Origin of the sequence: Litorilituus lipolyticus (assembly GCF_006439335.1) — a bacterium.
In the GTDB taxonomy this organism is placed as follows: domain Bacteria; phylum Pseudomonadota; class Gammaproteobacteria; order Enterobacterales; family Alteromonadaceae; genus Colwellia; species Colwellia lipolytica.
In genome coordinates this window covers 89,784-105,060 of the sequence record NZ_SAWY01000007.1, presented here as the reverse complement: position 1 = coordinate 105,060, position 15,277 = coordinate 89,784, and the positions used below count along the sequence as shown (strand labels likewise).

13 protein-coding genes are annotated in these 15,277 nt (G+C 38.0%); 6 read left to right on the top strand and 7 right to left on the bottom strand.

Annotated features, from left to right (window positions below; genetic code table 11):
- The first annotated feature begins 81 nt into the window (after positions 1 to 81).
- A complete protein-coding gene (locus tag EPA86_RS04090; protein WP_140602146.1) occupies positions 82 to 1,941 on the top strand; it encodes a methyl-accepting chemotaxis protein in 1,860 nt (619 codons plus the stop codon).
- Positions 1,942 to 2,062: 121 nt separating this feature from the next.
- Here the strand turns inward: EPA86_RS04090 and EPA86_RS04085 are convergent, their stop codons facing one another.
- The 5 genes from EPA86_RS04085 to priA all read right to left on the bottom strand — a co-directional run bounded on the left by EPA86_RS04085 (position 2,063) and on the right by priA (position 7,415).
- A complete protein-coding gene (locus tag EPA86_RS04085) occupies positions 2,063 to 2,437 on the bottom strand; it encodes a gamma-butyrobetaine hydroxylase-like domain-containing protein (protein WP_140602145.1) in 375 nt (124 codons plus the stop codon).
- Positions 2,438 to 2,467: 30 nt separating this feature from the next.
- Entirely contained in the window at positions 2,468 to 3,796 is a 1,329-nt protein-coding gene (hslU, locus tag EPA86_RS04080; protein WP_140602144.1) for an ATP-dependent protease ATPase subunit HslU, read from the bottom strand.
- 79 nt (positions 3,797 to 3,875) lie between these two features.
- Positions 3,876 to 4,394: an ATP-dependent protease subunit HslV gene (hslV, locus tag EPA86_RS04075; protein WP_118959397.1), complete on the bottom strand. Its 519-nt coding sequence runs from the start codon at positions 4,392 to 4,394 to the stop codon at positions 3,876 to 3,878.
- 115 nt (positions 4,395 to 4,509) lie between these two features.
- Positions 4,510 to 5,085: an SPOR domain-containing protein gene (locus EPA86_RS04070; RefSeq protein ID WP_140602143.1), complete on the bottom strand. Its 576-nt coding sequence runs from the start codon at positions 5,083 to 5,085 to the stop codon at positions 4,510 to 4,512.
- 125 nt (positions 5,086 to 5,210) lie between these two features.
- A complete protein-coding gene (gene priA / locus EPA86_RS04065) occupies positions 5,211 to 7,415 on the bottom strand; it encodes a primosomal protein N' (protein ID WP_140602142.1) in 2,205 nt (734 codons plus the stop codon).
- A gap of 265 nt (positions 7,416 to 7,680) precedes the next feature.
- On the opposite strand from priA, the gene rpmE reads away from it, so the two are divergent.
- Positions 7,681 to 7,893 carry a 50S ribosomal protein L31 gene (gene rpmE, locus EPA86_RS04060; protein WP_140602141.1) on the top strand — a complete coding sequence of 71 codons (213 nt, stop codon included), beginning with the start codon at positions 7,681 to 7,683 and terminating at the stop codon, positions 7,891 to 7,893.
- 166 nt (positions 7,894 to 8,059) lie between these two features.
- On the opposite strand, the gene EPA86_RS04055 is transcribed toward rpmE, so the two are convergent.
- Positions 8,060 to 10,660, bottom strand: coding sequence for a zinc-dependent metalloprotease (locus tag EPA86_RS04055; protein WP_140602140.1), 2,601 nt, complete (start codon positions 10,658 to 10,660; stop codon positions 8,060 to 8,062).
- 305 nt (positions 10,661 to 10,965) lie between these two features.
- Here EPA86_RS04055 and EPA86_RS04050 point away from each other — a divergent pair, with 305 nt between their 5' ends.
- The 4 genes from EPA86_RS04050 to dnaB all read left to right on the top strand — a co-directional run bounded on the left by EPA86_RS04050 (position 10,966) and on the right by dnaB (position 14,715).
- Positions 10,966 to 11,556 (top strand): RNA polymerase sigma factor, encoded by a 591-nt coding sequence (locus EPA86_RS04050; protein ID WP_140602253.1) that lies wholly within the window; start codon positions 10,966 to 10,968, stop codon positions 11,554 to 11,556.
- Complete coding sequence (locus EPA86_RS04045; RefSeq protein WP_140602139.1) at positions 11,549 to 12,109, top strand: hypothetical protein; 561 nt, start codon at positions 11,549 to 11,551, stop codon at positions 12,107 to 12,109. The genes EPA86_RS04050 and EPA86_RS04045 overlap by 8 nt, the downstream gene beginning before the upstream one ends.
- Positions 12,110 to 12,232: 123 nt before the next feature.
- Positions 12,233 to 13,186, top strand: coding sequence for a DUF4097 family beta strand repeat-containing protein (locus EPA86_RS04040; protein ID WP_140602138.1), 954 nt, complete (start codon positions 12,233 to 12,235; stop codon positions 13,184 to 13,186).
- Positions 13,187 to 13,296: 110 nt separating this feature from the next.
- Positions 13,297 to 14,715, top strand: coding sequence for a replicative DNA helicase (gene dnaB / locus EPA86_RS04035; RefSeq protein WP_140602137.1), 1,419 nt, complete (start codon positions 13,297 to 13,299; stop codon positions 14,713 to 14,715).
- A 69-nt stretch (positions 14,716 to 14,784) separates the two neighbouring features.
- On the opposite strand, the gene EPA86_RS04030 is transcribed toward dnaB, so the two are convergent.
- A complete protein-coding gene (locus tag EPA86_RS04030) occupies positions 14,785 to 15,204 on the bottom strand; it encodes a secondary thiamine-phosphate synthase enzyme YjbQ (protein ID WP_140602136.1) in 420 nt (139 codons plus the stop codon).
- Positions 15,205 to 15,277 lie beyond the last annotated feature (73 nt).

Sequence of the window (15,277 nt, the reverse complement as noted above, 5' to 3'; positions counted from 1 at the left end):
TAGTATTTACTTTTTATATAGGAATATTAAGTAGATAGCAGAAGAATAAATAAAATATTAGTCTTTAAGGATAACGTTTATATGTTGATTAAGCATAAGTTGATTGCCAATACTGCTGTATTAATTGTTGCCATGGTATTGATGCTTTTATTATTAAATTATGAGAGTACATCCTTGCAGCATGATCTAGCGGTTGCTGAAGATATAGGAAATGTAAAAAGCTCTGTATTACAGCTCAGACGAAATGAAAAAGATTTTTTGGCGAGAAAAGATCTCAAATATTCAGAGCAGTTCAATAAGAATATGAAGCTGTTAATGCAACAAATTGATACCTTAGAAAAAGATTTTATAGCTATTGGGGTTGAAGTGAACGAAATTGCTACCATGCGTTCTGTGCTGAACCAGTATGGCAAGTATTTTGGTGAATTAGTAAAGCTTCAGCAACGTATTGGTTTAAATCCTAAAGCAGGTCTATACGGTAATTTGCGTGGAGCAGTACATGATGTCGAAACATTGATAGGCTCTGATGATTTTCAGTTATTAAGTCAAATGTTACAGCTACGTCGTAATGAGAAAGACTTTATGCTGCGTCTTGATGAGAAGTATATTGCTCGTTTATCGGGTAATGTTGATAAGTTATTAGCATCATTAGCTAATAGTTCTTTTGAAGATAGTAAAAAGGAAGAGATAGCTTCACTCATTGGTAGTTATAAAAGTGCTTTTCTTGATTTGACTGACGCACAAAAAGAGTTAGGTTTAAATTCTAAGTCAGGCATGTTAGGGCAAGTAAGAACTACAGTACATAAAGTGGACAGTAATTTGTCGCAATTAGTGCGTATTAGTAAGGAGACTGTTGAAGAAAATATTCAATTTATTAATACCTTAGCTTATAGTTTATTTACGGTGGTGTTAATTATTTCTTTAACAAGTGCTTTACTGATCAGCAAGAGCATCTTATCTCGTATTGACTCGTTAAGAACGTCAATGGGGAAAATTGCACAGGATAATGATTTAACTGTTGATGTAACGATAGAAGGTAATGATGAATTAGCCGAAATGGCAGATGCGTTTAAACAAATGTTAGCAAGTTTTAGAGCACTAATTCATGAAGTGAACCATTCTGTTGAAACGCTTAATTCAGCAACGGGAAGTTTAGCCGAGAACATTTATAACGCTAATGAAGGCGTAGAAACTCAAATGCAACAAACCGACCTAGTTGCAACGGCGGTGACAGAAATGGTTGCAACCGTTGAAGAGATAGCCTCTAACACTCAAGAGGCTGCCCATAAAGCTGAAGTGACTAATAATAACGCTGATAAAGGTAAAGCGGGCGTTGAACAAACGATAGAGAAAATAGGGCAACTTTCAGAAAAACTATTAGATTCTGAGGCCGTTGTAAAAGAGCTTGAGAAAGAAAGTATCACCATTGCCTCAGTACTTGATGTTATCCGTGGTATTGCAGAGCAAACTAACTTATTGGCATTAAATGCCGCTATCGAAGCTGCTCGTGCTGGCGAACAAGGTCGTGGTTTTGCTGTTGTTGCGGATGAGGTAAGAACATTAGCAAGTAGAACTCAAGATTCCACCCAAGAGATTGAGACGATAATAGGTTTACTGCAAAATAGAACGCAAGAAATCGTGACTTTGATGGCGGCTTGTCGTTCACAAGGCGAAGAAAGTGCGACACAAGCAAGTTCTACAGGTGCTATGTTAGACGAAATAACACAAGATGTTGCGTTAATCATGGATATGAATAGTGCTATTGCAACTGCAATTCAAGAGCAAACATCAGTAGCAACAGAGGTGAATCAACATGTAGTGACTATTCGTGATGTAACAGAGCAATCTGCAGACTCATCGAAACAAAATGAGCACATGAGTGAAGAGTTATCTCAACAGGCGGAAGTCTTGCAAAATGAAGTCAGTCGTTTTCATGTCTAACCATTAGTATAAGGTTAATATGCAGCAATAGTGTTTTAACCTTATTCAATAAAAAACGCCTGAATATTCAGGCGTTTTTTTTATTAATGAGATTTGTTTTACTATGAGGATAAAGTAAGTGCTAAAGTTGCTTAAAATCTATCATTGCCTCTCGAGAGTGACCACTTTCTTTTAACTTGTTTAAATACTCTTGCCAATATAAATCATGATTCTTTGCTATATCAAGTAAGAAATCGTGACCATAAATAGTAGAGTCTCCATCATCGAATATAAATCTTGAACCGTGCTTTGCAACACTTTCAATACGGATAATATTCACTTGCTTTTTATGGGTTATCAGAGCGATTTCATTTCCTTTAGCTTTGGGCTGATTAGGAGAAAACACTCTAATATATTCATAAGGCAAAGTAATACTTAGCTCACTATTATCATCTTCTATAAACAGCGTGGTTAACGTGCTTTGCTGCTTGTTTAAAGTAAAACGGAGTACTTTCATGACTTACTCTATTTATTTACTAATCTATGTTTAAAGGATAAAGCGACTTAAGTCTTCATCTTTCACAACGTTATTTAGGGTGCTTTCAACATAGGTTTTATCAATTGTGATAGTTTCGCCGCTACGTTGATCTGCATTGAAGGATAAATCTTCAACTAATCGTTCCATCATAGTGTGTAATCGACGGGCACCGATATTTTCCGTTGTTTCATTTACTTGCCATGCGGCTTCTGCAATCGCTTTAATACCATCATCGCTAAACTGTACATTTACACCTTCTGTGGCGAGTAGGGCGCTATATTGCTCGGTTAATGAAGCAAAAGGTTCTGTTAATATTCGAACAAAGTCTTCAGAACTTAGCGCTTGTAATTCTACACGAATAGGTAATCTACCTTGTAATTCAGGAATTAAATCTGACGGTTTCGCCATTTGGAAAGCGCCAGAAGCAACGAACAAAATATGATTGGTTTTAATCATGCCGTGTTTAGTGCTTACGGTTGAACCTTCAACTAGTGGTAATAAATCTCGTTGGACACCTTCACGTGATACGTCGGGACCTGAGCTATCACCACGTTTACAAATTTTGTCAATTTCATCAATAAAGACAATGCCATTTTGTTCAACAGCATCAATTGCCTGTTGCTTAATATCATCTTGGTTGACCATTTTGGCTGCTTCTTCTTCACGTAAGGCTTTTAATGCATCTTTGATTTTAAGTTTACGCTTTTTGGTTTTATCACTCGACATGCTTTGAAACATGTTTTGTAACTGAGAAGTCATATCTTCCATACCCGGAGGTGCCATGATCTCTACACCCATTGGTGGTGCAGCTAAATCCAATTCAACTTCTTTATCGTCAAGTTTTCCTTCTCGTAATTTTTTACGAAATACTTGGCGAGTGCTACTGTTTTCGCTGGCTTCGTCATTGCCAAAACCATCTCTAGCTGGTGGTAATAAAATATCAAGAATGCGCTCTTCAGCTGCTTCTTCGGCAAGATGAGTGACCCGTTCCATTTCATCTTCTTTGATCATCTTTATTGCCATATCGGCAAGATCACGGATAATAGTTTCTACTTCTTTACCAACATAGCCGACTTCTGTAAATTTTGTCGCTTCAACTTTAATGAAAGGAGCACGCGCAAGTTTAGCTAAGCGGCGAGCTATTTCTGTTTTACCTACACCAGTAGGTCCGATCATTAAAATATTCTTAGGAGTCACTTCAGTGCGTAAGTCTTGGTTTAATTGCATTCTGCGCCAGCGGTTACGAAGTGCGATAGCAACGGCACGCTTAGCATCACTTTGACCAATAATGTGGCTATCTAATTCGTGAACAATTTCACGAGGAGTCATATTAGACATATTTTTTTTCCTCTCGATTTGTCTAAGCTCGGCTTAAACAAAGTATTCTTTTATAATAATGGCTAGATTGAAACAGTGTTTATAGTTCGTCAATGGTGTGTTCTAAATTAGTGAAAACACAGATATTGCCTGCAATAGTTAATGATTTTTCAACAATTTCTTTCGCGCTAAGCTCAGTATTTTCTAATAATGCTGTTGCCGCCGACTGGGCAAAATTTCCACCACTACCTATAGCGATTAGATCATGCTCAGGTTGTACAACATCACCGTTACCCGTAATGATTAAAGAGGCTGTTTCATCTGCCACTGCAAGTAAAGCCTCTAATTTACGTAGCGCGCGGTCACTACGCCAATCTTTGGCGAGTTCAACGGCTGCTTTGGTTAGGTGCCCTTGATGTTGCTCTAATTTACTTTCGAAGCGCTCAAATAAAGTAAATGCATCAGCAGTGCCGCCAGCAAAACCTGCTAGTACCTTGTTGTTATATAAACGGCGAACTTTTTTAGCGTTACCTTTCATGACGGTGTTACCAAGCGAAACTTGGCCATCTCCACCAATGGCCACTTTGCCATTACGTCTAACTGATACAATAGTAGTCACAATAAACCTCAAGTTAATAATATTTGCAATCATGCCTAAGGTTATTAGGCATGAGAGAAGATTCTAATGATAATTAAGTTGGGATCTTTATGGCTATTTCAAGGAGGGAGTTAAATTATTTCCATAACCAAATTTGGCAATGATTGATATTATTTCGCTTTAATTTATTTTTATCTTTTTCAGCCATACGCTTACGTGGGTATGGGCCTAGCGCCACTTTGTACCAAGTTCCGTTTTTACCTGTTGAGGGTTGAATAATGGCTTCTAAACCCGCGAAAGCGATGTTTGCTTTCAATACTTCAGCCTGCTTTTGGGTCTTAAATGAACCACATTGCATTTTGTAAGGCCCGCCTTGTTCTACTTCATACTCGCCAACTTCAACTTGCTTATTTTCAAGATCTTTTACATAAGTCCATTTTTCTTTAGGTGGTTTAGGCAGGGAGTTAGCCTTTTTATCTGGTGACTTTTTCGATTCTGTTACTTTTTCAGGTGCATTTTGAATAGGTGTTTTGGTTTCAGGGCTATTTTTTAATGCCCAAAGGCCATAAGCAAAACCACATAATAGTAAAATAACTAAAACGCCGACAATCTTCGTTTTTACAGTAGCCACAGGCTGTGCTTTTTTACCTTTTTTTTGTGGTTTTTTTTTCTTCTTTGCTGGAGAGCGGGAAATATAATCTTGGTTTGACATGGAAAACTTTATTAGGGTAATACAAAAAGTGTTTGATTATTTTAACTGAGTCATATCAAAAGAACAGAGCTAGATCATTTTATTTACAATAAAGTTAGAATGAGCGCTACCAAATAGTCATTGGCTTACCAACTTAGTTCCATTGGGTCTATATCTATGCTCCAGCGCACCTTGTTTTGCCACTCGTTTGCCGCGACATTCGCTAAAATTTCTAATATTGCTTGATGTAGCGCTTTTCGACTTTTTGATTGAATGATTAAGTGATAACGATATTTTCCGGATTTTTTCTCCATAGCTGCAGGTACTGGTCCGGCAAACTCACAGTCGGTAAAATTATGAGCAGACATTTCACGCAGGAATTTATCGGGATAGGACGGGTAGTTAGCATCTGCTCGAATTAATGCTTGAAAACTAAAAGGAGGTAATAATGCTTGTTGGCGTTCAGTTATGCCTTGTTGAGCAAAGTGATGATAGCCATTATGTACCAAGTCTTGTAATAACGGATGTTCAGGATAGTTAGTTTGAATGAGAACTCTACCGGGTTTACTCGCACGTCCTGCTCGACCTGCTACTTGAATAAGTAGTTGTGCCATTTGCTCGCTAGCTCGAAAATCAAAGCTAAATAGTGCGCCATCGGCATCAAGTACTGCAACCAGTGTTACATCAGGAAAATGATGGCCTTTGGCAAGCATTTGGGTGCCAACTAAAATATTGTATTTTTTATCACTCACTTCTTGCAGTAACTTAGTTAACTCGCCTTTGCGCCGGGTACTATCTCGATCTACACGGACAATGTTGGCTTGAGGGAATATAGTTTCTAATTTTTCTTCTAACTGCTCAGTACCTTGGCCGACAGGGGCAATCCGAACACTGCCACAGCTAGGGCATTGCGGTGGGATACGTTTTTGGCTGCCACAGTGATGACATATGAGTAATTGTTGTTTTTGATGCAAGGTATAAGATTTATCACAGCGTACGCAATTGGCTAACCAGTGACACTCCTGACAATTAATTGCGGGCGCATAACCTCGACGGTTCAAAAATAATAATACTTGCTCACCACGGTTAATGGTGAGTTCTATTTGCTTTTTTAATGTGCCTGATAAACCAAACTCCATTTGCTCTTGATTGACGTCGATTAACGCCATTTTTGCTTGGTGGCTTTTTCCTGCTCGTTTGGTTAATTGGTGGTAAGTAAACTTTCCCGAAAGGGCATTTTGCAAGGTTTCAAAGCTTGGGGTCGCGCTGCCAAGCACAATGGGGATATTGAGTTGTTTTGCCCTTAAAATGGCAATATCTCGTCCGTGATAACGAAAACTGTCTTGTTGTTTTAGTGAATTATCATGTTCTTCATCGACAATAATTAGCCCCAAATTGTGTAATGGGGAAAAAATGGCAGAACGCGTTCCTATGACTATTGCCGCGTGATTTTGTTGGGCATTAAACCAAGTATTTAAGCGTTCTTGATCATTTAAGCCTGAATGGTGCAAACAAATGGGCACATTAAAGCGTTGCTCAAATCGGCTTAACGTTTGAGGCGTTAGACCTATTTCAGGTACTATTACCAATACTTGTTTACTTTGCTGAAGTATTTTCTCCATGGCTTGTAAGTAAACTTCTGTTTTACCACTACCTGTTACGCCGTCAACTAGATGGCATGCATAGCTTGCAACTGTATTGTTGATTGCGCTCACAATAATAGCTTGCTCGGCTGATAATCTAAGTTTATCTTCGGTATTTAATGCATTTTCTTGCCAGTTAAATGAACGATTCTCTTGTTGTTTTTCACAAATAAAGGCTTTGCTATCTAAGGCATTTAATTGGCTTTTGTTATAGCCTAAGGTGCGTAATTCAGACCAACTAATACCTTGTTGTTTCGCTATGAGTTGATAAAGCGCAGCTTGTTTGGGTGCTTTTTTTATGAGGTTTTCAATATCCGTTTTGGCAATATCATCTGTCGCGTGCCAAACCATAGGAGGTTTTAAATCAACTTTTTCTATTTGTCTAAGAATAACAGGTAATGCTTGCTGAAAGACGTCACCTATAGGATGGTGATAATAGTGTGCACATAGTTGGAGAAAGCTAACTAAGGGCAGGCTCAAGTGAAAGTTATCATTTAGCCTCGCTGAAATTGCTTTAATCTTATTTTCTTCAAAAGTGTTTTCATTTTCAACACCGATGACTATACCAATGACTTTTCTATGACCAAAAGGGACAACAATACGTTCACCAAGCTTAATGATTGGCTGCTGAAGTGCCTCAGGAACACTGTAAGTGAACAATTGTCTCATTGGGACAGGAATGGCAACTTGTATGTATTGTTTAGTCACGGTGGCTAGCTTTGGTTTTTAATGTGGTTATTTTGACTCTTTGCTGACAAGGTGCAAGCATCAATCGCATTTTTTTCGTAATAACTAAGAAAACGATTTTTTTGTCATATTTATGACTACTTTTTGTTGAAGTTGCGCGGATGATCATTTATTATTCGCCCCCATTAATTTTAACTCGTATGGTGCTTAGCGTTTTATTGATTGTAATTATTGATAAATGACTAGGTGGCGATGCGCCCATTTCTCGAAAGAGATAGAGGTTCCCATGAAAGAAGGTATTCACCCTAAGTACGTTGAGATCAAGGCAAACTGTTCTTGTGGTAACGTAATTAACACTCGTTCAACTCGTTCAGCAGACATCCACTTAGATGTATGTTCAGAATGTCACCCATTCTACACTGGTAAGCAAAAAGCTGCTGAGACTGGTGGTCGTGTTGACAAGTTCAACAAGCGTTTTGGTGCTCTTTCTAAGAAGTAATTCTTGGTTAAAGACCTTAAACGAAAAAGCGCCTTTTGGCGCTTTTTTTGTTTTTGTTGACCTATTTTTTGCGGTTAAAAAATTTAGCAATATTTGCCCATAAAAAAGCCCTGCGAATTGCTGGGCTTTTACTTACTCATCGTTTTGAAACGAACTTAGTGGGCTATTACACTTTTAACGCTTTGTTTATCATTAAACTAATGTATGCATCGAGTGCTTTTTGGTTATCGTTTTTACCAAAGCCCATAGAAGATGATTTATCTAATATGCTTGTTAGTTGACCTAAGGCAGCTGTTTTAGATAAGTTATCATAGCTAGACTTGCCCTTAACACCTGCAATGGCAATTAAACGCTTAACGTATTCAATTTGAACATTTTGGCTTAATGAGCTTGCCGTTTTCTTATCAACAAAAATAGCATTGGTTAAATCATTCATTACACTAGATAATGAATATTCATTACCATAGAGGCTTGTATCAGAAATTCGTTTCAATACATTTTTGTGCAATAGCTGATCTAAGACTGATTTTTGCATATTTAAAATCATGTCATGGGCTTTAGGATCTTCATTTTCCCCATAATGATTAAAACCACGACGTTGATGTTGCATATAGCTATACAGCGGCTGCATTGTCGTTAACGTATCTGCTGCAAAAACATGTTTAGTCAGTGCTTGCATAGCTTCTTTCTGCGTAGCAGCTGGTACAGGAGTATAAGGTTGAACTTGCTTTTCAGCATTAACATAACTACGCTCAACGTAAACACCACCAATTTGTCTTGAAATGATTTGCGCTTGGCGACGGTACTGACCAAATAAAGAATTGGCAGAAGTCAATAATTGCTGATAAGAGTTACCTTCTTTAAGAGTCTTATCTTTAAGATCAACTAATAAACTCTCAATTAAAGCCATTCGTTCAACACCGTAAGCAACAGGATTTGATGATAAATCACCTGTCATAATACGAGGATCAATATGGCGACCCGGTGATCTCATATCGTCAGCATCGTTACCAAAAGCTAATGCAGCTTCAGAAGAACGACTTAATATATTGTCTAATCTTGCTTGTTCAGCATCCGCTGAATCTAGTGCAACTGAGTAACCGTATTCAATTGCCCAATCATCATATGGGCCTGGTTCAGTTTGGAAGTAATCGCCTTGCTCCTTACCAATTGGTGCAACGTTAATCGGAGCATAATCCATGACGGAACCCGTTAATACACCTTGGGTTACTGATTTATCATGAATTTTATTTTCATCCCATAAAATAGAAGCTTTCATATTATGGTTTAAACCTAGAGTGTGGCCTACTTCATGTAGCACTAAAGAGCGTAAAGCTTCTTTGATTAAGGCTTTCTTTTCTAAGTCAGCTGTTGCAAGACCAGCATTATCAACAGCTATTTGATCAAACATCACTTGACCTAAAATCATATTTTGTTGCATTTCATGACCGGCACTACAATGTAATGCGTCATTATCTTTGCTGCCAGTAAAGTGCGGAGCATCATCTTGCTCAGCTTCATAACCTAAGCTGCTCGCACCTTGGCTATATAAACTATTATATATCCAACGGTTCTTCATAAAGACATACTCAAGCATGATATCTGCACCAAGCATCTCACCGGTTAGTGGGTTTGCCAATGAAGGGCCATAACCGCCAAATCTTGGTTGAGGTGATGAAGTCCAACGTAATACATTATAGTTAATGTCTGCTGCATCCCATGTTGCATCATCAGGTTGAACTTTTACTTGCAGAGCATTTTTAAATCCTGCTTTTTCAAATGATGAGTTCCATGCTAAAACACCTTCTTTGATGGTTTCGCGCCATTCATGCGGTGTGGTATTTTCTATCCACCAAACAATTGGTTCAACAGGTTCAGAAACCTCAGCTGTTTTATCTTGTTTCTCAAGGTTCCAACGTTTGATAACATCGCGATAAGGTGCCCAGTCGCTTGAGGTCATTTTATCGTACTGATGGGTGAAATAACCTACACGAGCATCATCATAACGAGGGGCAAATTCTTCTTTTGGTAATTCAACAAAAGAGTGCTGCAGCTTAATTGATACTGAACGAGGATCTGAAACTGCATTTGAACCATAAACGCTTGGGTTAGCATTATTAAATACATAATCTACAATCACATCAACGTTATCTTCATAAGCTCTTTTATGAAGGATACGAGATTTTTTATCGTTCATTTTACCTAATTTAAAGCGCTTTTTAGCATTCTTATCGTTTACGCGTGCCCATGGTGAAACTTTATGTAACGCTTCGCTTAAAAAGAGTTTGTTTACTTTTAAGGCAATTTGACCGTCTTCTTCTTTTTCAATTTTTAAGCTGGCTAACACGGCTTCACTGATGTTGGCATCTTTAGCACGGCTAATTGGATTATTTTCATCGAACAAATATCTAGGAGTTTTGGTGATAATGTCAATGCGATCGAAATAGCGTCTAAATTCAATCACTTTTACGCCACGGTAGCCACCTCTAAAATGACCTGCATCAGCCAAACCATCAACGGTTTGAGCAAAGTGTAATAGTGGTGTATCTAGCTGCTCTTCTTTGATAAGCATCAGCGTGTCACCAGTTTTTTTATCTTGATAAAAATTGAAAAGACCTTCTGTTGCTGTCTTTTTCTCTATCATTTGCGCGAGAGTTTTTTCTTCTTTTTTATCTTTTTTATCTGACTTTTTTGCATCGCCAGCATAAGCCATTTGACTTGATGTTAAAGCGATAGCTAATGCCATAGAAAGGCTTGTAAGTTTCATTTAGGGATCCCTGTTTGTATTTCTTTTAGTTATAGTACTTATTGTATCGAAAAAGATAATAGTACCAGAATGCTAAATAAGCACGCTCTTATTTGTAGCGTTAACAAACCAGTTTAGGTAAAAGCCTGTCATAGGTTAAGATACAAAAAGTAACAAGATGTTAATAATGAAAGTCTAATTAATTTAAAAATCATTTAAACCTTTTCGTTTAACCTAGCATCTCACTAATTAACAATGTAAAAGCAACGTAATTTATTAAGAGAATATAACGCTTGGACACAACAAAAATTATTGATGCCCAACCGCTGTTTGCTAAAAGCCAAAATAATAAAGAACAAGATTGGCAAGAGCTTGAGTGGATAACACAAGCTAAACATGGCTCTCAAGTGGCATTTCATCATTTATATGAAAAACATCATAAGCAGATTTATGCATTGTGCTGGCGCATGCTGGCTGATAAAGAAAGTGCCGAAGATGTATGCCAAGAAGTGTTCGTTGTGCTTTGGCAAAAAATAGGCAATTTTCGTGGCGAAAGTAAATTCAGTACTTGGCTACATAGTGTCGCAACCAATGTTGTGCTCGGACATTTACGTAAGCATAAAACCTGGCTGCAAAAGATTTTTAGTATTGAAGATCAAGGTAATGCAACGCAAGAAGAATCAGTACCAATGAATGATGACTCTGGCTTAGATGTATTAGACAAACAAATAGCAAGATTACCAGAACGAGCACGCATCGTTTTTGTATTATTTGCCGTAGAAGGTTATCGCCACGAAGAAATTGCAAAAATGCTAAAAATGGCGGTGGGCTCAAGTAAATCACAATATCACCGCGCAAAAACGTTACTAAAGCAGTGGTTGGTAGAAGCAGAACAAGAGGAGTTTTGTCATGACTAAAGAAATATCAGACAAAGCATTACAAGATAGAATTGATTGTTTACCAAAAGAGATTTCACCAGAGCGCGATTTATGGGCAGGGATTGAAAAAGCGACTCATAACAAAAAGCAGATAGCGGCCAATGATAATAAGTTTTTTACACCAAGCACTTGGGCGGCCTCTATTGTGGTTGCGGTACTTGTTACCTGGTTAGGTTTTTCTTCTCAGCAAGGGGGATTATCAACCCCTCAATTAGTGCAGAAAAATCCAGAAAGTGGCGATACCGTGTCATCTGTTGAAAAACAAGGTACAGAACTTGTTGGTTTTATGGAAGACAGCTTTAACCAGCAAAAGCAAGCGATGTTAGTGAGTTTTGGCCAACCTAATTTAGCTCAATTGCCTGAAGCGATGCAAACTCAATTATCGCAACTTGCTTCAGCTAGAAAATCTATTAAACAAGCATTAGTTAATGATGAAAACAATGTTGACTTGTTAAATTTATTAGATTTTACCCAACAGCAGGAATTGAAATTAATACAGCAGCTATATCGTCCTCAATTACAAAGCATTTAACTCTTCTTAATAGGTTATTTGCAGGAAAGCATAGTTATTACATTAGTAACTCAAAGTTACTACGGAACAAATATATCGAATAGGTTGTTGACACATGTGTCAGCAAAAACAACAGAGGTTATTATGAATCGTTTTATCAGTGCATTATCTCATTCTCTTTTACTTTCAGGGCTTTTTATTAGTAGCCAAGTGTTAGCAAATGAAACTATTTCACAAAGTCTGTCAGCTGATGAAGTCAGTAGCATTAGTATTGAAAATCAAAGTGGTACGGTTAAAGTTATTGGCTGGAATAAAGATAAAGTCACTATATCGGGTCAATTAGATGAAAAAGCAGAAGAGTTGATTTTCGAACAACGTGGCGCGCAAATTTTTATTAAGGTGGAATATCCTAATATGGAGCGCTGGACTTCAAGTGGTACCAACCTTATCGTAAAAGCACCTAAAAACCTTCGATTTGATTTAGCCTCAATTTCGAGTGATTTTTCCTTAAATAATCTTCACGGTGGTATTGAAGCGAAGACCGTTAGTGGTGATATTGATGGTGATGAGTTAACAGAGCAAATTGAGCTATCAACCATTAGTGGTAATGTCACGACGAAAGATCTTAGCGGTAAAATTTCACTGTCATCAGTCAGTGGAGATATTGATGATAAAAATTCTAATGGTCGTTTACAACTACAATCTGTTAGCGGTGAAATTGAGGTAAAGACTAAAGCAGCTGAAGTCTTTGTTAATAATGTTTCAGGAAGTACTAACCTTAAGCTAGATGAGATTTTAGAGCTGAGAATTTCCACTGTCAGTGGTGATGTTGAAGCAAAGCTTCATTTAAAAGATAAAGGTTTATTAAAAGCATCAAGTGTTAGTGGTGATGTGGAGTTTGCGTTTCAGCAAGGTGTTGATGCCAATTTTCGATTGAAATCTAATGTCGGCGGAGACTTGGTAAACAAGTTAACTGACGATGAAGCTGAGCACCCTAAGTATGGCCCAGGAGCGAAATTAAATTTTCAGACAGGGCAGGGTAATGCTAGTGTTAGTGCGAATAGCGTTAGCGGTAATATCGTAGTCAAAAGTCAATAATTTATCTAAGTGACATGATTAATTAATGTCACTTTTTACTAATTTCTGCTACATTAGCTGTCCTTTTTTCAAGCCTCTTTATAGAGCAATAGTTAGGTAGGATTCAGCTAATGGCAGATAAAAAGCCAGGTAAATTTGCTAAAGAAAAGCAATTTATCAAAGATAAACAAATTGATGAGTTAAAAGTTCCCCCACACTCATTAGAAGCTGAACAATCTGTCCTTGGTGGTTTATTACTTGATAATGAAACTTGGGATCGAGTGGCTGAAAAAACTGTAGCAGAAGACTTTTATAGTCGTTCCCACCGACTAATTTTTGAAACCATAGGCGCGTTAATTGAACTTGGTGAACCAGTTGATTTAATAACACTTTCTGAAGCCTTAGAAAATGATCAAAAATTAGATGATGCAGGTGGTTTTGTTTATCTCGCTGAGATGATGAAAAACACCCCGAGTGCTGCCAATATCACTGCTTACGCTGATATTGTTCGTGAACGTGCGGTCACTCGAGAAATGATCAGTGTTGCCAATGAAATCGCAGAAGCGGGTTATGATACTCAAGGTCGAAGTAGTGCTGATTTACTTGATTTAGCAGAAACTAAAGTGTTCGCCATTGCCGAGAAGCGGGCAAATAAATCAGAAGGACCTGAAAGTATTAACTCCGTGTTAGAGAAGACGGTGGATAGAATTGAAAAGTTGTGTTCAACACCTTCAGGTGGTGTAACAGGGGTTTCTAGTGGCTTTGCTGATTTAGATAAAATGACTGCTGGTTTACAAAAATCAGATTTAATTATTGTTGCAGCACGTCCTTCCATGGGTAAAACCACCTTTGCTATGAACTTGGCTGAACATGCAGCAATGACAGAAGATAAGCCAGCCTTAATCTTCAGTTTAGAAATGCCTTCCGATCAAATTATGATGAGGATGCTTGCATCACTAGGCCGTATTGACCAAACTAAAATTCGTACAGGGCAATTGAATGACGAGGATTGGGCACGTTTATCTTCTACGATGGGCTTATTGATTGAAAACGGTAAGATGTTTATTGATGATGCTGCAGGTTTAACGCCAACAGAAGTACGTTCAAGAGCTCGTAGAATTCATCGTGATCATGGTGGCATCAGTATGATAATGATTGACTACCTTCAGTTGATGCGTGCACCACAATTTTCCGATAACCGTACCTTAGAGATTGCTGAGATTTCACGCTCACTCAAAGCATTAGCAAAAGAATTACAGGTGCCTGTTGTTGCACTTTCGCAGCTGAACCGTAGTTTGGAGCAACGTGCTGATAAACGACCTGTTAACTCAGATCTTCGTGAATCAGGCTCAATTGAGCAAGATGCCGATTTGATCATGTTTATTTATCGTGATGAGGTTTATCACGATGATAGTGAATTTAAAGGCATGGCTGAAATAATCATAGGTAAACAACGTAACGGACCTATTGGTCGTGTGCCTCTAACATTCCAAGGTCAGTTTTCTCGTTTTGATAACTATGCTGGTCCGCATGTTCTTGAAGAAGACTAATCAGCTAAAGCTTAGTTTTATATGCTGAGCTTGGGATAATTAAATGTTGAGATAAGTAGAGTTGAGTTTTTATTCACCGTGTAGGGTTGCGACCAGTGTTCGTTGACCTGCATGGTTTCTATGTTCCCCTAAATATATTCCTTGCCATACCCCTAAATTTAGCCTGCCGTTGGTAATAGGTATGCTCAAACTACTCCCTAAAGTACTCGCTTTAATATGAGCTGGCATATCATCGCTGCCTTCATAAGTATGCCGATAATAAGTAGCATTTTCGGGAACAAACTGATTAAAGTGCGCTTCCATATCTGTTCTAACAGTCGGGTCTGCATTTTCATTAATGGTTAATGAGGCTGAGCTATGCTTAATAAATAAATGCAAAATACCCTGTTGCATACCGGCTAGTTTTGGTAATTGTTGCGCTATTTCATCTGTGACTAAATGAAATCCTCGTTTTTTTGCAGCTAGAGTCAATTCAGTTTGTGCCCACATGTATCCCCCTAATTTTTTAACAAGGTGTTAAATGGCTTGAATGAAGTTATTAAGTTATACGCTATATTCGAGC